The 19,450-nt window shown below is 69.1% G+C and carries 22 protein-coding genes; 12 read left to right on the top strand and 10 right to left on the bottom strand.

What is annotated here, in order from left to right; all coding sequences use genetic code 11:
• Together P3W75_RS17990 and P3W75_RS17985 are read left to right on the top strand one after the other, a co-directional pair.
• Positions 1 to 1,101 (top strand): autotransporter domain-containing protein (locus P3W75_RS17990; RefSeq protein ID WP_276228672.1); only part of this gene is annotated, 1,101 nt, incomplete at its 5' end.
• Positions 1,102 to 1,241: 140 nt separating this feature from the next.
• A complete protein-coding gene (locus P3W75_RS17985) occupies positions 1,242 to 2,132 on the top strand; it encodes a bile acid:sodium symporter family protein (RefSeq protein WP_276228671.1) in 891 nt (296 codons plus the stop codon).
• A gap of 73 nt (positions 2,133 to 2,205) precedes the next feature.
• Here P3W75_RS17985 and P3W75_RS17980 read toward each other — a convergent pair whose 3' ends face one another.
• Genes P3W75_RS17980 through P3W75_RS17970 form a run of 3 tightly spaced genes read right to left on the bottom strand, consistent with a single transcriptional unit; the run spans position 2,206 to position 5,218 of the window.
• Positions 2,206 to 3,369, bottom strand: a complete 1,164-nt coding sequence (locus P3W75_RS17980; protein ID WP_276228670.1) for an AAA family ATPase — start codon at positions 3,367 to 3,369, stop codon at positions 2,206 to 2,208.
• Between the two features lie 47 nt (positions 3,370 to 3,416).
• A complete protein-coding gene (locus tag P3W75_RS17975) occupies positions 3,417 to 4,610 on the bottom strand; it encodes a benzoate/H(+) symporter BenE family transporter (protein WP_276228669.1) in 1,194 nt (397 codons plus the stop codon).
• Positions 4,607 to 5,218, bottom strand: a complete 612-nt coding sequence (locus P3W75_RS17970; RefSeq protein WP_276228668.1) for a LysE family translocator — start codon at positions 5,216 to 5,218, stop codon at positions 4,607 to 4,609. Before P3W75_RS17970 ends, P3W75_RS17975 begins: the two co-directional genes overlap by 4 nt.
• A 145-nt stretch (positions 5,219 to 5,363) precedes the next feature.
• Between P3W75_RS17970 and P3W75_RS17965 the strand changes: the two genes are divergently transcribed.
• Positions 5,364 to 6,005: a hypothetical protein gene (locus P3W75_RS17965; RefSeq protein WP_276228667.1), complete on the top strand. Its 642-nt coding sequence runs from the start codon at positions 5,364 to 5,366 to the stop codon at positions 6,003 to 6,005.
• Here the strand turns inward: P3W75_RS17965 and P3W75_RS17960 are convergent.
• Positions 5,993 to 6,436, bottom strand: coding sequence for a MarR family winged helix-turn-helix transcriptional regulator (locus tag P3W75_RS17960; RefSeq protein ID WP_276228666.1), 444 nt, complete (start codon positions 6,434 to 6,436; stop codon positions 5,993 to 5,995). The two genes, P3W75_RS17965 and P3W75_RS17960, sit on opposite strands and share 13 nt — an antisense overlap.
• 80 nt (positions 6,437 to 6,516) lie before the next feature.
• On the opposite strand from P3W75_RS17960, the gene P3W75_RS17955 reads away from it, so the two are divergent.
• From P3W75_RS17955 to P3W75_RS17940, 4 genes are all read left to right on the top strand, one after another.
• A complete protein-coding gene (locus P3W75_RS17955; protein ID WP_276228665.1) occupies positions 6,517 to 7,683 on the top strand; it encodes a PLP-dependent aminotransferase family protein in 1,167 nt (388 codons plus the stop codon).
• Positions 7,684 to 7,692: 9 nt separating this feature from the next.
• The gene (locus P3W75_RS17950; RefSeq protein ID WP_276228664.1) at positions 7,693 to 8,295 is read left to right on the top strand and encodes a glutathione S-transferase family protein; all 603 of its coding nucleotides are present in this window, start codon (positions 7,693 to 7,695) and stop codon (positions 8,293 to 8,295) included.
• A gap of 203 nt (positions 8,296 to 8,498) precedes the next feature.
• Complete coding sequence (locus P3W75_RS17945; protein WP_276228663.1) at positions 8,499 to 8,960, top strand: bacteriohemerythrin; 462 nt, start codon at positions 8,499 to 8,501, stop codon at positions 8,958 to 8,960.
• A gap of 73 nt (positions 8,961 to 9,033) precedes the next feature.
• Positions 9,034 to 9,894, top strand: coding sequence for a cache domain-containing protein (locus P3W75_RS17940; protein ID WP_276228662.1), 861 nt, complete (start codon positions 9,034 to 9,036; stop codon positions 9,892 to 9,894).
• A gap of 258 nt (positions 9,895 to 10,152) precedes the next feature.
• On the opposite strand, the gene folE is transcribed toward P3W75_RS17940, so the two are convergent.
• From folE to P3W75_RS17920, 4 genes are all read right to left on the bottom strand, one after another.
• Positions 10,153 to 10,698, bottom strand: coding sequence for a GTP cyclohydrolase I FolE (folE, locus tag P3W75_RS17935; RefSeq protein WP_009618627.1), 546 nt, complete (start codon positions 10,696 to 10,698; stop codon positions 10,153 to 10,155).
• A gap of 94 nt (positions 10,699 to 10,792) precedes the next feature.
• The gene (locus P3W75_RS17930) at positions 10,793 to 11,350 is read right to left on the bottom strand and encodes a Smr/MutS family protein (RefSeq protein ID WP_276228661.1); all 558 of its coding nucleotides are present in this window, start codon (positions 11,348 to 11,350) and stop codon (positions 10,793 to 10,795) included.
• 59 nt (positions 11,351 to 11,409) lie between these two features.
• The gene (locus P3W75_RS17925) at positions 11,410 to 11,727 is read right to left on the bottom strand and encodes a hypothetical protein (protein ID WP_276228660.1); all 318 of its coding nucleotides are present in this window, start codon (positions 11,725 to 11,727) and stop codon (positions 11,410 to 11,412) included.
• Positions 11,728 to 11,885: 158 nt separating this feature from the next.
• Positions 11,886 to 12,482: a cysteine hydrolase family protein gene (locus tag P3W75_RS17920; RefSeq protein ID WP_276228659.1), complete on the bottom strand. Its 597-nt coding sequence runs from the start codon at positions 12,480 to 12,482 to the stop codon at positions 11,886 to 11,888.
• 185 nt (positions 12,483 to 12,667) lie between these two features.
• Between P3W75_RS17920 and prmB the strand changes: the two genes are divergently transcribed.
• Positions 12,668 to 13,579, top strand: coding sequence for a 50S ribosomal protein L3 N(5)-glutamine methyltransferase (prmB, locus tag P3W75_RS17915; RefSeq protein ID WP_276228658.1), 912 nt, complete (start codon positions 12,668 to 12,670; stop codon positions 13,577 to 13,579).
• 164 nt (positions 13,580 to 13,743) lie between these two features.
• Here prmB and P3W75_RS17910 read toward each other — a convergent pair whose 3' ends face one another.
• Together P3W75_RS17910 and P3W75_RS17905 are read right to left on the bottom strand one after the other, a co-directional pair.
• The gene (locus P3W75_RS17910; protein ID WP_276228657.1) at positions 13,744 to 14,532 is read right to left on the bottom strand and encodes a hypothetical protein; all 789 of its coding nucleotides are present in this window, start codon (positions 14,530 to 14,532) and stop codon (positions 13,744 to 13,746) included.
• A 129-nt stretch (positions 14,533 to 14,661) separates the two neighbouring features.
• Entirely contained in the window at positions 14,662 to 15,672 is a 1,011-nt protein-coding gene (locus tag P3W75_RS17905) for an alpha/beta hydrolase (RefSeq protein ID WP_276228673.1), read from the bottom strand.
• Between the two features lie 112 nt (positions 15,673 to 15,784).
• On the opposite strand from P3W75_RS17905, the gene aroC reads away from it, so the two are divergent.
• The 4 genes from aroC to P3W75_RS17885 all read left to right on the top strand — a co-directional run bounded on the left by aroC (position 15,785) and on the right by P3W75_RS17885 (position 19,398).
• Positions 15,785 to 16,876, top strand: coding sequence for a chorismate synthase (aroC, locus tag P3W75_RS17900; RefSeq protein WP_276228656.1), 1,092 nt, complete (start codon positions 15,785 to 15,787; stop codon positions 16,874 to 16,876).
• A gap of 181 nt (positions 16,877 to 17,057) precedes the next feature.
• Complete coding sequence (locus P3W75_RS17895) at positions 17,058 to 18,209, top strand: MFS transporter (RefSeq protein WP_276228655.1); 1,152 nt, start codon at positions 17,058 to 17,060, stop codon at positions 18,207 to 18,209.
• Entirely contained in the window at positions 18,206 to 18,823 is a 618-nt protein-coding gene (locus P3W75_RS17890; RefSeq protein WP_276228654.1) for a methylthioribulose 1-phosphate dehydratase, read from the top strand. Before P3W75_RS17895 ends, P3W75_RS17890 begins: the two co-directional genes overlap by 4 nt.
• Positions 18,824 to 18,852: 29 nt before the next feature.
• Entirely contained in the window at positions 18,853 to 19,398 is a 546-nt protein-coding gene (locus P3W75_RS17885; RefSeq protein ID WP_276228653.1) for a 1,2-dihydroxy-3-keto-5-methylthiopentene dioxygenase, read from the top strand.
• The last annotated feature ends 52 nt before the right edge of the window (positions 19,399 to 19,450 follow it).

Below are 19,450 nucleotides of genomic sequence, written 5' to 3'. Positions count from 1 at the left end.
CCGCCAGGGCCCGCCCCCGTCACTCCGCCAGCCACACCTGCGCCAGCCGTACCTGCGCCGAACGCGCCGGCGCCGGCCGCTAAGGCGCCGATAGCGGCGCCCGGCACACCGCCGCTGCCGCGTGCGGCGCCTGGCGAAACCATCGCCATCTACCGGCTGGAGGTGCCGCTGTACACCGCGGCATTGCCAGCCGCCGCGCTGCTGGCGACGAGCAGCCTGGGCAGCTTCCACGAACGCCAGGGCGATCAGCGGCTGCTGCTGGGTGAGCGGGCGTTGCCGGCCAGTTGGGGGCGCTGGCTTGGGCAGAGCCAGCGGCAAGCCTGGGCGGGCGCCGCGAGCCCGACGTTCGACGGCCGCCTCGACGGCTTCCAGGTCGGCCAGGACCTGTTCGCCCACGCCGGGGAGGGCGGGTTGCGTCAGTACGCCGGCTTCTTCGTCAGCCATGCGCGGCTGCGCGGCGACGTTGCTGGCTTCGCCCTGGCCTTCGATGACACTGACAGCGGCGACCTGCGCCTGGATGGCGATAGCCTGGGCGCCTACTGGACGCTGCTGGGCGCACCGGGCTGGTACCTGGACGCGGTGCTGATGGGCAGTTCCTTCGACGGCCGGGCCCGTTCCGCGAGGGGGTTGGAGCTGCCGCTGCAAGGGCACGGCTACAGCCTTTCGCTGGAGGCCGGCTACCCGCTGGCGCTGGACTGGCGCTGGGCGATCGAGCCGCAGGCGCAGTTGATCCGTCAGCACCTGGCGCTGGACGACAGCCGCGACGCGGTGTCGACGGTGGACTTCGAGGCCGGCGAACGCTGGATGGCCCGCGTGGGCCTGCGCTTGCGCGGCGACCAGGAGATGGCCGGCATGCCGCTGCAGAGCTATCTCGGGGTGCATTTCCTGCAGGCTTTCGGCGAGGCCGATGGCGTCGTCTTCGCCGACCGCCAGCGGCTGCGCACCGAGCAGCGCGGCGCCCGCGTACAGGTGCTCGCCGGGCTGGTGCTGAGCCCGACGCCGGAGCTTGGCCTGTACCTCACGTTCGGCCACGCCGACAACCTCGACAGCCTGGACAGCCGCGCCAGCCAGGTCAGCCTGGGGGCGCGCCTGGGCTGGTAGTGGCGGGTTCCGCACGCATTCTGTTACAGGTAGAACGTCTTTTGGCCGACAGGGATAGTTACAAGGGCCACTCTGGTAGCAAGAATCGGCCTACGACGGCGTCAGACCGTCCCTTCGCTTGCCGCAGGAGAATTACAACAATGACCACGAGTCCCTTGCTTACGCTGTTCCTCCCCATCGCCCTGGGCATCATCATGCTCGGCCTCGGGTTATCGCTGACCCTGGCCGATTTCGCCCGCGTGGTGCGCTACCCGAAACCGGTGCTGATCGGCCTGGTGTGCCAGATCCTGCTGCTGCCGCTGGCGTGTTTCCTGATCACCCTGGGCTTCGCCCTGGAGGCGGCGCTGGCGGTGGGCATGATGCTGCTGGCGGCGTCGCCCGGCGGCACCACGGCCAACCTCTACAGCCACCTGGCCCACGGCGACGTGGCGCTGAACATCACGCTGACCGCGGTGAACTCGGTGATCGCCATCCTCACCATGCCGCTGATCGTCAACCTGTCGCTGGCGTACTTCATGCACGACGGCCAGGCCATTCCGCTGCAGTTCGGCAAGGTGGTGCAGGTGTTCGTCATCGTCCTCGGCCCGGTGGCCATCGGCATGCTGGTGCGGCGCCTGCTGCCTGGGGTGGCCGCGGCGCTGCAGAAGCCGGTGAAGATCCTCTCGGCACTGCTGCTGGCGGTGATCATCGTCATCGCCGTGAGCAAGGACTGGCAGACCTTCCTGACCTACGCCCCGGTGGTGGGCGCGGCGGCGCTGTGCTTCAACCTGCTGAGCCTCGCGGTGGGCTACTGGGTGCCGCGCCTGCTGCGCCTGTCGCGGCCGCAGTCGATCGCCATCGGCATGGAGATCGGCATCCACAACGGCACCCTGGCCATCGCCCTGGCGCTGAGCCCGTCGCTGCTGAACAACCAGACCATGGCGATTCCGGCGGCGATCTATGGCGTGCTGATGTTCTTCACCGCCGGAGCGTTCGGTTGGTGGGTGAGCCGTGGGGTGAAGAAGGAGGTGGTTTCGCAGGCGGTGGTTTGAGGCTGGCTGGAGCAGCCCTGAAGGTTCGGCGCAGCACTGCGCCCAAAAGCCTCGTCCCTGCACCCACCCCAGCTCAATCCGGCCAATGCCAGGCCGGCTCATCGAACATCCCTTGCCCGCGAATGCGCGTCTGCCCCAGTTCCTTCTCCAGGTGGATGGCGTTGCACTCCGGGTGTTCTTCCAGGGTCGCGATCAGCCGCGCGGCGTGGGACACCACCCACACCTGGGTGTGTTCGGAGGCGCGGATGATCAGGCGGCCCAGGGCCGGCAGCAGGTCCGGGTGCAGGCTGGTTTCCGGTTCGTTGAGCACCATCAGCGACGGCGGCCTGGGGGTGAGCAGGGCGGCCACCAGCAGCAGGTAGCGCAGGGTGCCGTCGGACAGCTCGGCTCCGCTCAGCGGGCGCAGCAGGCCGTGCTGCAGCAGTTGCACGGCGAAGCGCCCGCCGGCCTGGAAGTCGATGTCCAGGCGCGCGCCGGGGAAGGCGTCGGCGATGGCCGCGTCCAGCGCCTCGGCGTCGCCGATCTCGCGGATGGTCTGCAACGCCGCCGCCAGGTCGCGACCGTCGTGGTGCAGCACCGGCGTGCGGGTGCCCAGCTGGGCCAGGCGCGCCGGGGCTTCGGCGTCGCTGCGGAAGTGGTCGTAGAAACGCCAGCCGCGGATGCGCTCACGCAGGCGGAAGACCTCGGGGCACTGCGGGTCGTTGCCGATCTGCGCGAACAGGCTGTCGAAGGTCGGCAGGTGCTGCGCCTTCACTTCCCAGCTGCGGCCTTCGCGCAGGCGCACCATCGGCCCGTTGCGGTCCACCAGCAGCGACGCCGGGCGGTACACCGGGCCGGCCCAGATGCATTCACGCTTGATTTCCGGGTCCAGGCCGAAGGCGCTGACCAGCGGCGGGGGCGGCAGGCCGAGGGCGATGGCGTAGCCGAAGTCCTCGCCAGCGAAGCCCAGACGCAGGCGCACCACGTCCTTGCGCGGGCCGCCCTGGACTTCCACTTCGCCCTTGCGCATGCGCCGCGAAAGGGTTTCCGGGCCGGCCCAGAAGGTCGAGTCCAGCCCGCCTTCGCGGGCCAGGGCGTTGACCACGCCGCCTTGGGCGGTCTCGGCGAGCAGGCGCAGGGCGCGGTACAGGTTGGACTTGCCGCTGCCATTGGCGCCGGTGATCAGGTTCAGCCGGCCCAGCGGCAGCACCAGGCTGTTGATCGAGCGGTAGTTGGCGACGGCCAGGGTGTGCAGCATGCGGGCGTTCCACGGTAAGGCGAACGCCCGATGCTAGCAGATGCGCCCTAGGGCGCGCGGCGCCAGTTCAGCACCAGCTGGGTGGCCAGCCCGGCGACCAGGCCCCAGAAGGCCGAGCCGACGGAGAACAGCGTCAGCCCCGAGGCGGTGACCAGGAAGGTGACCATGGCCGCCTCGCGCTGGCGGGATTCGGCCATGGCGTTGCTCAGCCCGTTGGTGATCGAGCCGAGCAGGGCGAGGGCGGCGATGGACAGCACCAGGGCCTTGGGCAGCGCGGCGAACAGCGCCGCCAGGGTGGCGCCGAAGATGCCCGCGACGCCGTAGAAGATGCCGCACCAGAGCGCCGCGGTGTAGCGCTTGTGCGGGTTCTCGTGGGCTTCCGGGCCGGTGCAGATGGCCGCGCTGATCGCCGCCAGGTTGATGCCGTGGGAACCGAACGGCGCCAGCAGCAGCGAGGCGATGCCGGTGGTGGAGATCAGCGGCGAGGCCGGCACCTGGTAGCCGTCGGCGCGCAGCACGGCCAGGCCGGGCATGTTCTGCGAGGCCATGGCGACGATGAACAGCGGGATGCCGATGCTGATGGTGGCGGCCAGGGAGAAGCTCGGCGTGGTCCATACCGGTTTCGCCACTTCCAGCTGAAAGTGGCTGAAGTTCAGCAGGCCCAGCGCGCCGGCCAGGGCCACGCCCACCAGCAGCGCGACGAACACCGCGTAGCGCGGCGACAGACGCTTGGCCAGCAGGTAGCTGAGGAACATCGCCACCACCAGCAGCGTCTGCTGCTCGGCGGCGCGGCAGATCTCGATGCAGATGCGGAACAGCACCCCGGCCAGCAGGGCGGCGGCCAGCGAGCCGGGCACCTGGCGCATCAGCCGCTCGAAGCTGCCGGTGACGCCGCAGAGGGTGATCAGCCCGGCGCAGACGATGAAGGCGCCTATGGCTTCCGAGTAGGGCACGCCCGGCAGGCTGCTGATCAGCAGGGCGGCGCCGGGGGTGGACCAGGCGATCACGATCGGCGTGCGGTAGCGCAGGGTCAGGCCGATGGTGGTCAGGGCCATGCCGATCGACAGCGCCCAGATCCACGAGGAAATCTGCGCGCCGCTCAGCCCCGCCGCCTGGCCGGCCTGGAACATCAGCACCAGCGAGCTGGTGTAGCCGGTGAGCATGGCGACGAAGCCGGCCACCACGGCGGCCGGGGAGGAGTCGGCGAAGGGGCGCAGGCGCGCGCTGGTCGAATCGGTCATGCGGGGGTGATGTCCACGAACAGGGGGTAGAGGGAGGCGACCAGCAGCAGGGCCATGCCGATGTTGAACGCGCGGCGTCGCGCCGGCTGTTCCAGCCAGTGCCGCAGCACGCTGCCGAGCACGGTCCAGACGCCGACGCTGGGCAGGTTGACCACGGCGAAGAGTACCGCGATCAGCACCACGTTGCCGACGAAGCCCTGCTGCGGCGTGTAGGTGGTGATGGCGCCGATGGCCATGATCCAGGCCTTGGGGTTGACCCATTGGAAGGCCGCCGCCTGGAGGAAGCTGAACGGCTTGCCGGCCTCGCGCCCGCTGGCCTGCGGGGTGCCGGTGCGGGCGATGCCCCAGGCCAGGTACAGCAGGTAGGCCGCGCCCAGGTAGCGCAGCGCCTGGTAGGTGAAGGGCAGGGCGTGGAACAGCTGCGCCAGGCCCAGGCCGACGGCGACCACCAGCAGCAGGAAGCCGACGCTGATGCCGAGCATGTGCGGGATGGTGCGGCGCACGCCGAAGTTCACTCCGGATGCGAGCAGCATCATGTTGTTCGGCCCGGGCGTGATCGAGGTGACGAAGGCGAAGCCGATGAAGGCGGCCAGGAGTTCGAGGGGCATGGCGGCACGCGTCTTGTGGTTTTTTCGCAGCCTAACCCCGCCCCGGGGGCCTGTCGCGTAACAGCCAGGGGCGGATCGGCCCATACAGTGGCGCGCGGCGCGCCGGCTGGATATGGTGGGTGGATCGCAGTGGCGGAAATCCTCCATGGAGCACAACCCCTACGCCGCGCCCAAGGTCGAGCTGATCGAGGCGCGCGCCGCCGGCAGCCTCGCCGGTGGCGGCTGGAACCCGGGGCACTTGCGCCTGCTGGCCTGGCTGAGCCTGGCGCTGCTGCTGGCCCAGCTGGTGCTGTTCGGCCTGTCGTTCCTCGGCGGCCACGGCGGCGCGCTGGACAGCTACAGCCTGTGGCTCGGCGTGCTCTGCACCTTGCTGGGCTGTTACCTGAGCTGGCGCGCCACGCAGTTCCTGGTCGAGCGCTTCGGCGCGCGCGGCATGGCCTGGCCGCTGTGGCTGTCGATCGGTCTGGCGGTGCTCATGCAGGCCTACGCGGTGGTCTTCGACGCGCAGCTGGACGGTACGCCGAACGTCGAGCTGGCGGGCTTCATGGCGCTGTTCCTGCCCAGCGGCCTGGTGGGGCTGTGGTACGGCGTGCGGGTGCTGAAGATCGGCCTGCCGTACCCCTCGGTGAAGGTGCTGGGCTGGCTCGACGTGCTCTCCGGGGTGTGCATGGCCAGCGTGCTGCTGTTCATCCCCGGCACCCTGCTGGCGGCCGCGGCGCTGGTGCCGCTGGCGCTGATGTTCCTGCGCGGCGCGCGCGAGCTGGAGGGTGGCGCTCAGCCTTCCTGAGTGGCGTGGGCCAAGGCCTGGCTCACCGCCAGCCAGCCGTGCACGGCGTCCTCGCCGGCCTCGGCGAAGGCGCGCTGCAGCAGCCGCGCCTGCTCGGCGCTCAGCGCGCGCTCCAGGCGCACGCCTTCGGCGGTGAGGCTGAGCAGGCGCTTGCGCTTGTCTTCCACGGAGGGCTCGCTGCGGATCAGCTGCATCTCCTGGAGCTGGCGCAGGGGGATGTTCAGCGCCTGCTTGGTCACGTCCAGGGTGGCCAGCAGTTCCTTGACGCTCAGCTGCGGCTGGCGCGCGACGAAGAACAGGATGCGGTGGTGCACCCGGCTCAGCCCGCGGCGGGCGAGGATTTCGTCGGGCTTGGCGGTGAACGCCCGGTAGCTGAAGTAGAAGGCCTGGATGGCCTGCGACCAGGTGTCGGCGGAAATTGGGTCAGGCATGTTGACGTATTCCTGCGGCCGTCGTAGTTTCGGTCAAGCAGTTTGACTTATTTTCTCCTGCCCACGCTACCGGTGAACCCATGGCCTTCTCCGAACGCATCGCCCGCCTGAAGGGCTCCCTGATCCGTGAAATCCTCGCCGCGGCGCAGCGCCCGGAAGTGATGTCCTTCGCCGGCGGGCTGCCGGCCGAAGCCATGCTGCCCAAGGTCGACTGGGCGGCGATGCCGAAAAGCCTCGGCCAGTACGGCATGAGCGAGGGAGAGCCGGCCCTGCGCGAAGCGGTGGCCGCCGAAGCGCGGGCGCTGGGCGTGCCCTGCGAGGCGAGCCAGGTGCTGATCGTCAGCGGCTCGCAGCAGACCCTCGACCTGGCCAGCAAGCTGTTCATCGACCCGGGCACCGAGGTGCTGCTCGAAGCGCCGACCTACCTGGCCGCGCTGCAGGCCTTCCAGCTGTTCGGCGCCGACTGCCTGAGCGTGCCGCTGGGCGCAGAGGGGCCGGACGTGGCCGCCCTGCGCCAGCGCCTGGAGCGCCACAAGCCGGCCTTCGCCTACCTCATTCCGACCTTCCAGAATCCGTCCGGCGTGCGCTACAGCGAGCGCCGCCGCGACGAGGTGGCGGCCTTGCTCGACGAGTTCGGCGTGACCCTGATCGAAGACGAGCCCTACCGCGAGCTGGTGTTCGACGGCGGCAGCGCCACGCCGCTGGTCAGCCGCCTGAAGAAGGCCAGCTGGATCTACACCGGCACCGTGTCCAAGACCCTGCTGCCGGGCCTGCGCGTGGGCTTCCTGATCGCCAGCGCAGACCTGTTCCCGTACCTGCTGCGGCTCAAGCAGTCGGCCGACCTGCACACCAACCGCGTCGGCCAGTGGCAGGCCCTGCAGTGGCTCGGCAGCGAGGCCTACCGCGGCCACCTGGCCGAGCTGCGCGACTTCTACCGCATCCGCCGCGACGCCATGCAGGCGCAGCTGCAGGAGCACTTCGCCGATCTGGCGGAGTGGAACCTGCCCGAGGGCGGGCTGTTCTTCTGGCTGACCCTGAAGCGCCCGATCGACACCCGTAACCTGCTGGACACGGCGTTGCGGCAGAATGTCGCCTTCATGCCCGGCGAACCCTTCTTCATCCACCCCGACCAGCACCCCGGCCACCTGCGCCTGAACTTCAGCCACGTGGCGCCCGAGCGCCTGGGCGAAGGCCTGCGCCGCCTGGCCGCGGTGATCCGCGATGCACAACCGGCCCAGGCCGACTGAGGAGACGATATGTACACCGTTTACGGCGACCGGCTGTCCGGCAACTGCTACAAGGTCAAACTGGTCCTGCACCTGCTCGGCCTGCCTTACCAGTGGCGCGACGTCGACATCCTCAAGGGCGAGACGCAGACCCCCGAGTTCCTGGCGAAGAACCCCAACGGCAAGGTGCCGGTGCTGGAACTGGAGGACGGCACCTGCCTGTGGGAGTCCAACGCCATCCTCAACTTCCTCGCCGACGGCAGCGCGCTGCTGCCGGCGGAGCCGCGCCTGCGCACCCAGGTGCTGCAGTGGCAGTTCTTCGAGCAGTACAGCCATGAGCCCTGCGTGGCGGTGGCGCGCTTCATCCAGTTCTACCTGAAGATGCCGGACGCGCGCCGCGCCGAGTACGAGAGCTGCCTGAAGGGCGGCTACAAGGCCCTGGACGTGATGGAGCAGCAACTGGCGCGCACCCCGTACCTGGTGGGCGAGCGCTACTCCATCGCCGACATCACCCTCTACGCCTACACCCACGTGGCGCACCAGGGCGGTTTCGACCTCTCCGGCTACCCGGCGATCAACGCCTGGATGCAGCGCGTGGCGGCACAGCCCGGCCACGTCGGGATGCTCGACTGAGCGACGACCTGCGTCTGAAAAGACCCGCCATCGAGCGGGTCTTTTCAGTTATGGAGGGCTCTGGATCGGATATTTCAGACAGCTGCATTGACCGGCATCAGCACGCCGGCCAGGCGCTTTCCCTACCCTGTGACCAGCCACGCAATAGCGCAATGGCCGGACCGCAGTGGCAGCGATGCCGGGTTCCGGCGGGGGAGGGAAAGATGGCCTATCTGGTCTGGCAGGATGACCTGAACACCGGCATCCAGGTGATCGACAACCAGCACAAGCGAATCGTCGAGATGATCAACCAGCTGCACGAGGCCCAGGGCACGCTGGACAAGTCGCGGGTCGGCGAGGTGATCGAGGAGCTGGTGGACTACACCCAGTCGCACTTCGCCTTCGAGGAAACCCTGCTGGAGGACGCCGGCTACCAGTTCACCCGTGCCCACAAGAAGGTCCACGAACTGTTCATCAAGCGGGTCTCCGACTACCGCCTGCGCTTCGCCGCCGGCGAGGATGTCGCCGACGAACTCAAGGGCCTGCTCGGGCGCTGGCTGTTCACCCACATCCGCAACGACGACGCCAACTACGTGGAGTCGGTGCGCGCCAGTATGCACGAACTGACCCGCGACCAGGGCCACGGCGGCTGGCTGTCGCGCTCGCTGAAGCGTTTCTTCGGCTGACGCCGGCGGGCGAAACCGCCGCGGCCATCTATGCTCAGTCCAGAACAAGAAAGGACGCCATGGAGGTCCGTGCATGAAACGCCTGTTCAGCGCGCTGCTGTTCTGCTTCGTTTGCCTCGTCCCCTTGCACCTGCCCGCGGCCACCGCGTCGGCGGGTGACGCCGCCCAGGCCCAGCGGGCCCGGCAGTTGCTGGAGAAGGCGGTGGCCTACTACCGCCAGGAGGGCGACAAGGCCTTCGCGGCGTTCAGCCGCCAGGGGGAATTCGTCGATAACGAAATCTACGTCTACGTGCTCGACAGCAAGGGCGTGATGCTCGCCAGCGGCGGCCCCTCGGTGGTGCTGATCGGCCGGGACATCTCGCCGCTGCTCGATCCCTCGCTGCGCACGCAGTTCGCCAAGACGCTGAAAGCGCCGGAAACCGACAAGGTGCAGGAAGCCGAGTACCGCTGGAAGAACTGGGCGGACGGTCGCGTGGAGCGCAAGCACGTCTATTACGAACGCGTGGGCGACCGCTTCCTGGCGGTCGGCTACTACATCCCGCGCGCCGACGCGGCCCGCGCCGAAGCCATGCTGGGCAAGACGGTGAAGGCGGTGGAAGGCAACCCGGACGCCACCTTCAAGCGCATCAACGACCTCGACCAGGGCTTCATCGAGGACGACCTCTACGCCTTCGTGGTGGACATGGACAGCGGCCGCTTCGTCGCCCACGGCTACAACACGCGGATGGTCGGCACCGACTTCGCCAGCCTCAAGGACCCCTCCGGCAACGCCATCGGCCAGGCCATGCTGGCGCTGGCGCGGAGCAAGGGCGAGGGACAGTTCGACTACCAGTGGCGCAACCCGGTGACCAGCAAGGTGGAGAACAAGCACGCGCTGCTGAAGAAGAGCGGGCGCTACCTGGTGGCGGTGGGGTACTACACGGCGGGGGGCTGAGCAGTCCTCGCGCCTTGCTCCAGTTGGTCATCAGCGGTATCTCACTGGAAACCCGTAGGGCGGATAACGCCTACGGCGTTATCCGCCATTGCCATCGGCCTCGGCGCTCGGGCCGACGGCGGATAACCGCGAACGGTTATTCGCCCTACGTCTGTACGTCGCTGCACGGATCGGGGCGCGTATTTCTAACCGTCCACGCACCGTCCACAAAAGGAAAAACCGGCCCTGGGGCCGGTTTTTTCCGTGCGCGCCGCGAACTCAGCGAATCAGGCTGAGGAACTCGCTGCGGGTCGCCGCGTTCTCGCGGAATTCGCCGAGCATCACCGAGGTGACCATCGAGGAATTCTGCTTCTCGACGCCGCGCATCATCATGCACATGTGCTTGGCCTCGATCACCACCGCCACGCCCAGGGCGCCGGTGACCTGCTGCACGGCCTCGGCGATCTGCCGCGACATGTTCTCCTGGATCTGCAGGCGACGGGCGTACATGTCGACGATGCGCGCCACCTTGGACAGGCCCAGCACCTTGCCGTTGGGGATGTAGGCCACGTGGGCCTTGCCGATGAAGGGCAGCAGGTGGTGTTCGCACAGCGAGTACAGCTCGATGTCCTTGACCAGCACCATTTCGCTGTTGTCGGAGCTGAACAGCGCGCCGTTGACGATCTCGTCCAGGGTCTGCTGGTAGCCGCGGCAGAGGTACTGCATGGCCTTGGCTGCACGCTTGGGCGTGTCGAGCAGGCCTTCGCGGGTGACGTCCTCGCCGAGCTGGCTGAGGATCTGCGAGTAATTCTGTTCCAGGGACATGATCTACCTGTAGGGCTTGGCTATGTGGAGCGCAGAGGCGCAGGGTAGGGCGCGCTCGGCGTGCTGGCAAGGGTGCGCGGCGCCGACGGCGCGGTTACTCGTCGCGGCCTTCCAGCATGGTGCGGCGCAGCATCACGTAGAGCGAGCCGGTGCCGCCGTGGCGCGGCAGGGCCGAGGTGAACCCCAGGACCTGCGGGTGCTGGCGCAGCCAGGTGTTGACGTGGCTCTTGAGCAGCGGGCGCTTGCCGTCGGTGCGCGCCGCCTTGCCGTGGGTGACGCGCACGCAGCGCACCTCCAGGCGGGCGGCTTCGGCGAGGAAGTCCCAGAGCAGTTCGCGGGCCTTTTCCACGCTCATGCCGTGCAGGTCGAGGCTGCCCTCGAAGGCGATCTGGCCGAGCTTGAGCTTGCGCATCTGGCCTTCCTGCACACCATTGCTCGCCCAGAACAGCTCGTCCTCGGCGCCGACGTCGATGACGAACTGGTCGGACAGGCCGTCGACCCGCACGCTGTCGGTGCGCACCGTGGCGTTCTGCTGGCGCAGCTTGACCTGCTGGCGGTCGGCCTTGGGCTTGCCGGTGTCGGCCTGGTCCACCGTGATGCGCTTGACGCCGCGCATCTCGTTGGTGAACAGGGAAAATTCGTCGTCTTGCATGGAGCCTCCGCGAAGAGGCGGCATTCTAGCGGATCGCAGGCGAAATTCGGAAATTGCCTTCAGCGTTTGCGCATCAGTCGCGGTGACAGGCTGAGCCCGTCGCCGCGCCGCGCGCGGCGTCGCGCCAGGCGCCAGGCCATCACGCCCAGCCACAGGGCGAGGAGCCCGATCACCAGCAGTATCGCCCCGGCCCCCGGCTCGATGTGCATCACCCCGGCCGCCGGTTGCCGGCGCAGCAGGGCGGCGACGCCGGCCAGCGCCGACAGCACGCCGAAGGTGGCGATGAGCGCGGCGATGGCCGCGGCGAAACGCCAGCGCCAGCGCCCCGGACGCCTGGGGCGCAGGCTGCGTGGATCGAAACTGTCGGACCTCTTCATCCCGGCTTCCTCTTCTGATGAACGAGGCTATGACCGGTCTTGGCGGGAGGGGGTTCCACCCCCACTCGGCTGCCCGAACCGCCCGTCCGGCGCGCTGTGCTGAGTTACAGCCTAATCGCAGCGGCGGCGCCTTGCCGCCGCGCCGGGACGGACGGCGCTCAGACCAGCGCCTGGGCCTGGGCGACCACCGCGGCGAAATTGTCGCCCAGGGCGGCCATTTCCGCGTGGTGCAGGTCGCGCGCCGAGAGCACGCCACCGTCCGGGGTGGGGATGTCGCGGGTGGCGCAGGCGGCGTTGACCAGGGTGCAGCGGTAGCCGTAGTCCTTGGCCGCGCGCACCGTGGTGCTGATGCTCGAATGGGTCATGAAGCCGCAGACGATGATGTCCAGGCGCCCGTTGTGCTGCAGGCGATCATGCAGCTCGGTGCCGGAGAAGGCGTTGGGCAGGCGCTTTTCCACCACCACCTCGCCGGGCAGCGGCGCCAGTTCCGGAAGGAACTGCCCGCGCGGGCCCTGCGGGTCGAGCAGGCCGCCGTGGATGCCCAGGTGGCGCACGTGGACGATCGGCGTGCCCTGGCTGCGCGCGGCGTCCAGCAGCAGGCGGATCTGCGCGACCGCCGCTTCCAGGTCGGGCAGGGCGAGGACGCCGCTGCGGTACTCTTCCTGGGCGTCGATGATCAGCAGCGTGCTCTGGCGGAGGGAGGCGGGCGGATAGCCGCGTCCGCTGATCTTCAGCATGCTGAGCGGTTGGGACATGACGTACTCCTGATAATGCGTATGCCACCATTGTGGTCTGTTCCGCGGGCGCTGTGAATCTATGCGAAACCCGCGCAAAGTGGTATTGACCCCGGCCGACACCAGCCGACCAAGCGCAGGCCCCCGTTGCGCGCCGCCTTGGGCTAGAATGCCGGCCTTTTTTTGCCCGCCGCGAGGAGTGCGCCGTGACCGATTCCCGTTTGCTGACCCTGCGCGACCACATCCGCTGGGCCGTCAGCCGTTTCCACGCCGAGGGCCTGTTCTTCGGCCATGGCACCGACAATGCCTGGGACGACGCCCGCCAGTTGGTGCTGGGCGCCCTGCACCTGCCCTGGGAAATCGCCGATTCCTACCTCGACTGCCGCCTCGAGGACGACGAGCGCGAAGCCCTGCGCGAACTGCTGCGCCAGCGCATCGAGGAGCGCGTGCCCACCGCCTACCTGCTGGGCGAGGCGTGGTTCTGCGACCTGCCTTTCGTCGTCGACGAGCGCGTGCTGGTGCCGCGCTCGCCCATCGCCGAGCTGATCCACGGGCATTTCTCGCCCTGGCTGGCCCAGCGCCCGGCGCGCATCCTCGACCTGTGCACCGGCTCGGGCTGCATCGGCATCGCCTGCGCCTACGAGTTTCCCGAGGCCGAGGTGGTGCTCGGCGATCTGTCCTTCGACGCCCTGGAAGTGGCCAACCTGAACATCGAGCGCCACGAGCTGGGCGAGCGCGTCTACACCGTGCAGGGCGATGGCTTCGCCGGCCTGCCGGGGCAGCGCTTCGACCTGATCGTGTCGAACCCGCCCTACGTCGACGCCGAAGACTTCGCCGACATGCCGCCGGAGTACCACCACGAACCGGAACTGGGCCTGGCCTGCGGCGACGACGGCCTGGACCTGGTGCGGCGCATGCTGGCCGAGGCCGCCGACCACCTGAGCGAGAAGGGCAGCCTGATCGTCGAGGTCGGCAACAGCCAGGTGCACGTCGAGGCGCTGTACCCGGAAGTGGACTTCACCTGGCTGGAGTTCGCCCACGGCGGGCACGGCGTGTTCCTGCTCTCGGCGGCGCAGTGCCGCGAGCACCAGGCGCTGTTTCGTTCGCGGGTGAACTGACGCCACGCGGAACCTGTCGTAGGAGCGCGCCATGCGCGCGAATCGCGGGCATGGCCCGCTCCTACGCCTGCCCCGGGGTAGGGCGAATAACGCGCCAGCGTTATCCGCCGCCGGCCATTTCGCGCCGATATCCGCCCGTCACCCCGCGACGGGTGTCGGAAGCCTCAGTGCGTCGCCATCCAGATCAGCAGCCCCGCCTGGAACACCGCGAAGATGGTCAGGCAGGCGATGATGAAGCGCAGGCTGGTGTCGTCGCGGCGGAAGGTCTCGATGCGGGTTTCCAGGCGGCGGATCTCGTTCTCCTGGGTCGCCAGGTTCTGGTCGGCCTGTTCCAGCATCGAGGCCGCGTCCAGCAGCGGCAGCAGTTGCACCTTGTCCTTGTTCCAGTCGTCGTACAGCTCGCTGACCCGCCCGGCGCCGTAGCGCGCCTTGATCAGGCGCGAGTCCTCGTATTCGACGTCGAAGCCCTGGGCGCGCAGGAAATGGTCGCGGCGCGCGCGGATTTCCTCGTTGGGCGCGTCCTTGGCGCCCAGGGTGCCGCCCTCGACCTTGTAGTGCGCCCACTTCTGCCGCGCCCAGGCGATGCCCTGGGCCAGCAGGAAGCGGCCCAGGCCGCGGTTGATCGGCTCCAGCGCGAAGCCGCCGTCGGCGCCGAAGCGCACTTCCTTGTTGCGGTGGTCGGCCCACACCTCGAACAGGTTCTGCTCCTTGCGCAGGGCCTGGCCGGGCAGCTGGATGCTCAGGCGCAGCAGGCTCTGCTCGGGACCGTGGCGTTCCACCCGGCCGAGCTGGACGAAGCGCAACGGGCGGGCGCCGGTGTGGCGGTCGGTGGTCAGCGGCGCCAGGCGCAGCAGGCGGAAATGCTCCGGCGCCAGCTCCGACCAGGGGTGCGGGGCCTTGCTGGGCTCGGCGGCGGCGTCGCTGGCGGCGCTGCTCGGTTCGGCGTCGGACATGGGGTTTCCTCGGGCCTGGCCGCTGGCCAGGAATCGCTGACTGTCTGTATGAATACGTTGTAAGTAACGCCTTTCATACAGGTGGTAAGCGATTATCGTCGGAAACGCCGATTTCTTGAGACGTTCGTTTCAGCCCGCGCTGTTGGAAGGCGGATTCTGCGCCGCGCCGCGCTGGATGAAGGTGACCAGCCGTTCGACCAGTTCCCGCGCCAGGGGCAGACCGGGGTCGTTGTAGGACGCCAGCTGTTTCTGTACGTCGGCGGGAACGATGCGCAGGACGTGGTTCATCCCGCCGATCAGCCGCAGCTCGGCGTCCGGCTTGGCCCGCGCCAGCGCCTGGGCGTCGGCCACGTCGACCTGGATGTCGCTGGTGCCCTGCAGGATCAGGGTCGGCTGGCGCACCTCGGCCAGGGCCCGGGCCGGGTCGTGGCGGAACAGCGAGATCAGGTAGGGCTGCACGCTGGGGCGGAACAGGGCGGTCAGCTGCGGCGGCACCTCGGCCACCTGGCGGCCGGCGCGCAGCTGGTCGAGGATGGTGTCGGCGCGCGCCAGCAGCGGTGGCGGCAGGCGCACCGAGAGCTGCTCGCGCAGGACCTTGTCGATCGGCCGGCCGCTGCCGGAAATCAGCGCCAGGGCTGTGGCCTTGCTGCGCGGCGCCGCCAGGCTGGCGATCAGCGCGCCCTCGCTGTGGCCCACCAGCACCTGCGGGCCGAAGCGCGGGTCTTCGGCGAGTCGGTCGCTCCAGGCCACCAGGTCGTCGACGTAGCCGTCCAGGCTCAGTTGCCGTTCGTCCGGCCCGGCGTCGCGGCTGCGGGCGATGCCGCGCTTGTCGTAGCGCACGCTGGCCACGCCGTTGGCCGCCAGGGCCTCGGCCAGGCGGCGCAGGTAGGCGTTGTTGCCGCCCTCGGGGTTGTTGCCGTCGCGGTCGGTGGGGCCCGAGCCGGCCACCAGGATCGCCAGCGGCGGCGGGCTGGCGCGCTGCGGCAGCAGCAGGGTGCCGCGCAGCACGCCGTGGCCGGTGTCCAGGTCGTAGGGGCGTTGCAGGATCGGGGCGGACGCGGCGAAGGTCATGGGAGCGAGGAACAAGCCGAGGAGGGCGGCGAACAGGAAGGTGAGCAGACGCGGCATGGGAAGCTTCATGGACAGCATGATAGCGCTTTGACGGCGAACGCCGCGGAAGGTTCGCAGGGCGGGATGTCGCAGGTATACTGCTCGGCCTTTTCGTTCACCCAAGTCTTCCGCGGAGCCTCGCATGTCCGGCAACACCTACGGCAAGCTGTTCACCGTCACCACCGCTGGCGAAAGCCACGGCCCGGCGCTGGTCGCCATCGTCGACGGCTGCCCGCCCGGCCTTGAGCTTTCCCTGGAAGACCTGCAGCGCGACCTCGACCGGCGCAAGCCCGGCACTAGCCGGCACACCACCCAGCGCCAGGAAGACGACGAGGTGGAAATCCTCTCCGGCGTGTTCGAGGGCAAGACCACCGGCACCCCGATCGGCCTGCTGATTCGCAACACCGACCAGAAGTCCAAGGACTACTCGGCGATCAAGGACCTGTTCCGCCCGGCCCACGCCGACTACACCTACCACCACAAGTACGGCGTGCGCGACTACCGCGGCGGCGGCCGTTCCTCGGCCCGCGAGACCGCCATGCGCGTGGCCGCCGGCGCCATCGCCAAGAAGGTCCTGGCGACCCTGGGCGTCCAGGTGCGCGGCTACATGAGCCAGCTCGGCCCGATCGAGATTCCCTTCAAGACCTGGGACAGCGTCGAGCAGAACGCCTTCTTCAGCCCCGACCCGGACAAGGTGCCGGAGCTGGAGGCCTACATGGACCAGCTGCGCCGCGACCAGGATTCGGTCGGCGCGAAGATCACCGTGGTCGCCGAAGGCGTGCCGCCGGGCCTGGGCGAGCCGATCTTCGACCGCCTGGACGCCGAACTGGCCCACGCGCTGATGAGCATCAACGCGGTGAAGGGCGTGGAGATCGGCGCCGGCTTCGCCAGCATCGCCCAGCGCGGCACCGAGCACCGCGACGAGCTGACCCCGCAGGGCTTCCTGTCGAACAACGCCGGCGGTATCCTCGGCGGCATCTCCAGCGGCCAGCCGATCGTCGCCCACCTGGCGCTCAAACCGACCTCCAGCATCACCACCCCGGGCCGTTCCATCGACGTCGCCGGCAACCCGGTGGAGGTCATCACCAAGGGCCGCCACGACCCGTGCGTGGGCATCCGCGCCACTCCCATCGCCGAGGCGATGATGGCCATCGTGCTGCTCGACCACCTGCTGCGCAACCGCGCGCAGAACGCCGATGTGCGCGTCACCACCCCGGTGCTCGGCCAGCTCTGATCCCGTAGGGTGGGTTAGGCGCGTGTCGCCGGGGTCTGGCCAGGCTCCGAGCTGGGCGCGCCGTACCCCACCGGCCGGTGGCGCCGCTGGTGGGTTACGCGGCGCAGCGGCTCCGGCAGCACCCAAGGGCTTCTTCGCGCCGCGCCGCTAACCCACCCTACGTCAGTATCGATTCCAGCCCATGCCCGCAGCGGTTCCCTACTGGCGCCTGTCCAGCTTCTACTTCTTCTATTTCTGCCTGCTGGGCGGGACCGCGCCGTTCCTCGCGCTGTACTTCCACCACCTGGGCTTCCCCGCCGCGCGCATCGGCGAGCTGGTGGCCATTCCCATGCTGATGCGCTGCGTGGCGCCGAACCTGTGGGGCTGGCTGGGCGACCGCTCCGGCCAGCGCCTGCGCATCGTGCGCTTCGGCGCGCTGTGCACGGCGGTGTGCTTCGCCGGCATCTTCCTCGGCCACAGCTACGCCTGGCTGGCGCTGGTGATGGCCGGGCACGCGTTCTTCTGGCACGCGGTGCTGCCGCAGTTCGAGGTCATCACCCTGGCCCACCTGGGCGAGCGCACCGCCAGCTACAGCCGCATCCGCCTGTGGGGCTCGATCGGCTTCATCTGCACCGTGGTCGGCCTCGGCCGACTGTTCGAGGCCACCAGCCTGGACTACTACCCCTGGGCGCTGCTGGCGATCATGCTGGGCATCGTCGGCGCCAGCTGGTGGGTGCCCAACGCCCAGCCATCCTGGCGCCACGGCGACGCGCCGGCCAGCGGCTTCCTCGAACAACTGCGCCAGCCGGGGGTGATCGCCTTCTACCTGTGCGTGTGCCTGATGCAGCTGTCCCACGGCCCGTACTACACCTTCCTCACCCTGCACCTGGAGAGCCTCGGCTACAGCCGTGGGGTGATCGGCGGGCTGTGGGCCCTGGGAGTGGTGGCCGAGGTGCTGCTGTTCCTGGTGATGCCGCGCCTGCTGGCGCGCTTCAGCCTGCGCCGGGTGCTGGCCGCGAGCTTCCTGCTGGCGGCGCTGCGCTGGCTGCTGCTGGGCGGCCTGGCCGACCACCTGGGCCTGCTGCTGTTCGCCCAGCTGCTGCACGCGGCCACCTTCGGCGCCTTCCACGCCGCCGCCATCCATTTCGTCCAGCGCAGCTTCCAGGCGCGCCAGCAAGGCCAGGGGCAGGCGCTGTACGCCGCCCTGGCCGGCACCGGCGGCGCCCTCGGCGCGCTTTACTCCGGCTACAGCTGGGCTAGCCTGGGTCCGGCCTGGACCTTCGCCATCGCCAGCCTCGCGGCGCTGGCCGCAGCCGTTATCATCCGTACCCGGCTCAAAGAGGAGCGGACATGAGCGCCACCCGTGAACACCTGACCCAGCAGATCATCGACGCCGGGCGTTTCCTGTACGGCCGCGGCTGGTCGCCGGCCACCAGCAGCAACTATTCCGCGCGCCTGGCCGCCGACCGCGCCCTGCTCACCGTTTCCGGCAAGCACAAGGGCCAGTTGGGCGTCGACGACGTGCTGGAAACCGACCTGGCCGGCAACAGCCTGGAGCCGGGCAAGAAGCCCTCCGCCGAAACCCTGCTGCACACCCAGCTGTATGCCTGGCGTACGGAGATCGGCGCGGTGCTGCACACCCACTCGGTGAACGCCACCGTGCTGTCGCGGCTGACCGCCGGCGACCGCCTGGAGCTGGAGGACTACGAACTGCAGAAGGCCTTCGCCGGGGTGACCACCCACGAAGGCCGGGTGACGGTGCCGATCTTCGACAACGACCAGGACATCGCCCGCCTCGCGGCCAGGGTCCAGCCGTGGCTGGACGCGCATCCGGACTGCCCCGGCTACCTGATCCGCGGCCACGGCCTGTACACTTGGGGGCCGCGCATGGAGGACGCCCTGCGCCAGGTCGAGGCCTTCGAGTTCCTCTTCGAGTGCGAGCTGAAGGTGCTGAGCCTGCGCGGCTGAAATCCGGCAGTACCCCGAGGACATAGACCATGAGCAGCCTGACCGTCTACCACGAATCCGCCCCCGAGCAGCCGCTGAAGCTGCTTTGCCATGCCGAGGACATCGCCAGTACCCTGGCCACGGTCGGCGTGCGCTTCGAGCGCTGGCAGGCCAGCGCGCCCATCGCCCCCGGCGCCAGTCCGGACGAGGTGCTCGCCGCCTACGCCCCGGAGATCCAGCGGCTGAAGGACGAGCAGGGCTACGTCACCGTCGACGTGGTCAGCCTCAGCGCCGACCACCCGCAGAAGGACGAGCTGCGCGCCAAGTTCCTCGACGAGCACCGCCACGGCGAGGACGAGGTGCGCTTCTTCGTCGCCGGCCGCGGCCTGTTCACCCTGCACATCGAGGACCAGGTCTACGCCGTGCGCTGCGAGAAGAACGACCTGATCTCGGTGCCGGCCGGCACCCGCCACTGGTTCGACATGGGCGAGCGCCCGCACTTCGTGGCCATCCGCCTGTTCAACAACCCCGAAGGCTGGGTCGCCAGGTTCACCGGCGACGAAATCGCCAAGCGCTTCCCGCAGCTGGAAGACTGATACCGCAACGCTCTTGCGGGTCGTTCCCTGCTCTTCGTAGGAGCGAGCTTGC

Origin of the sequence: Pseudomonas citronellolis (genome assembly GCF_029335315.1) — a bacterium.
Taxonomy (GTDB): Bacteria; Pseudomonadota; Gammaproteobacteria; order Pseudomonadales; family Pseudomonadaceae; genus Pseudomonas; species Pseudomonas citronellolis_A.
Note: the sequence above shows the minus strand (reverse complement) of the source record. Positions and strands in the feature narration are given on the sequence as shown.

Bases quoted from the DNA above. Each gene is read 5' to 3' on its own strand.
- P3W75_RS17985 (WP_276228671.1), top strand. From the start codon at position 1,242: ATGACCACGAGTCCCTTGCTTACGCTGTTCCTCCCCATCGCCCTGGGC.
- P3W75_RS17980 (WP_276228670.1), bottom strand. From the start codon at position 3,369: ATGCTGCACACCCTGGCCGTCGCCAACTACCGCTCGATCAACAGCCTG.
- P3W75_RS17975 (WP_276228669.1), bottom strand. From the start codon at position 4,610: ATGACCGATTCGACCAGCGCGCGCCTGCGCCCCTTCGCCGACTCCTCC.
- P3W75_RS17970 (WP_276228668.1), bottom strand. From the start codon at position 5,218: ATGCCCCTCGAACTCCTGGCCGCCTTCATCGGCTTCGCCTTCGTCACC.
- P3W75_RS17965 (WP_276228667.1), top strand. From the start codon at position 5,364: ATGGAGCACAACCCCTACGCCGCGCCCAAGGTCGAGCTGATCGAGGCG.
- P3W75_RS17960 (WP_276228666.1), bottom strand. From the start codon at position 6,436: ATGCCTGACCCAATTTCCGCCGACACCTGGTCGCAGGCCATCCAGGCC.
- P3W75_RS17955 (WP_276228665.1), top strand. From the start codon at position 6,517: ATGGCCTTCTCCGAACGCATCGCCCGCCTGAAGGGCTCCCTGATCCGT.
- P3W75_RS17950 (WP_276228664.1), top strand. From the start codon at position 7,693: ATGTACACCGTTTACGGCGACCGGCTGTCCGGCAACTGCTACAAGGTC.
- P3W75_RS17945 (WP_276228663.1), top strand. From the start codon at position 8,499: ATGGCCTATCTGGTCTGGCAGGATGACCTGAACACCGGCATCCAGGTG.
- P3W75_RS17940 (WP_276228662.1), top strand. From the start codon at position 9,034: ATGAAACGCCTGTTCAGCGCGCTGCTGTTCTGCTTCGTTTGCCTCGTC.
- folE (WP_009618627.1), bottom strand. From the start codon at position 10,698: ATGTCCCTGGAACAGAATTACTCGCAGATCCTCAGCCAGCTCGGCGAG.
- P3W75_RS17930 (WP_276228661.1), bottom strand. From the start codon at position 11,350: ATGCAAGACGACGAATTTTCCCTGTTCACCAACGAGATGCGCGGCGTC.
- P3W75_RS17925 (WP_276228660.1), bottom strand. From the start codon at position 11,727: ATGAAGAGGTCCGACAGTTTCGATCCACGCAGCCTGCGCCCCAGGCGT.
- P3W75_RS17920 (WP_276228659.1), bottom strand. From the start codon at position 12,482: ATGTCCCAACCGCTCAGCATGCTGAAGATCAGCGGACGCGGCTATCCG.
- P3W75_RS17910 (WP_276228657.1), bottom strand. From the start codon at position 14,532: ATGTCCGACGCCGAACCGAGCAGCGCCGCCAGCGACGCCGCCGCCGAG.
- P3W75_RS17905 (WP_276228673.1), bottom strand. From the start codon at position 15,672: ATGAAGCTTCCCATGCCGCGTCTGCTCACCTTCCTGTTCGCCGCCCTC.
- aroC (WP_276228656.1), top strand. From the start codon at position 15,785: ATGTCCGGCAACACCTACGGCAAGCTGTTCACCGTCACCACCGCTGGC.
- P3W75_RS17895 (WP_276228655.1), top strand. From the start codon at position 17,058: ATGCCCGCAGCGGTTCCCTACTGGCGCCTGTCCAGCTTCTACTTCTTC.
- P3W75_RS17890 (WP_276228654.1), top strand. From the start codon at position 18,206: ATGAGCGCCACCCGTGAACACCTGACCCAGCAGATCATCGACGCCGGG.
- P3W75_RS17885 (WP_276228653.1), top strand. From the start codon at position 18,853: ATGAGCAGCCTGACCGTCTACCACGAATCCGCCCCCGAGCAGCCGCTG.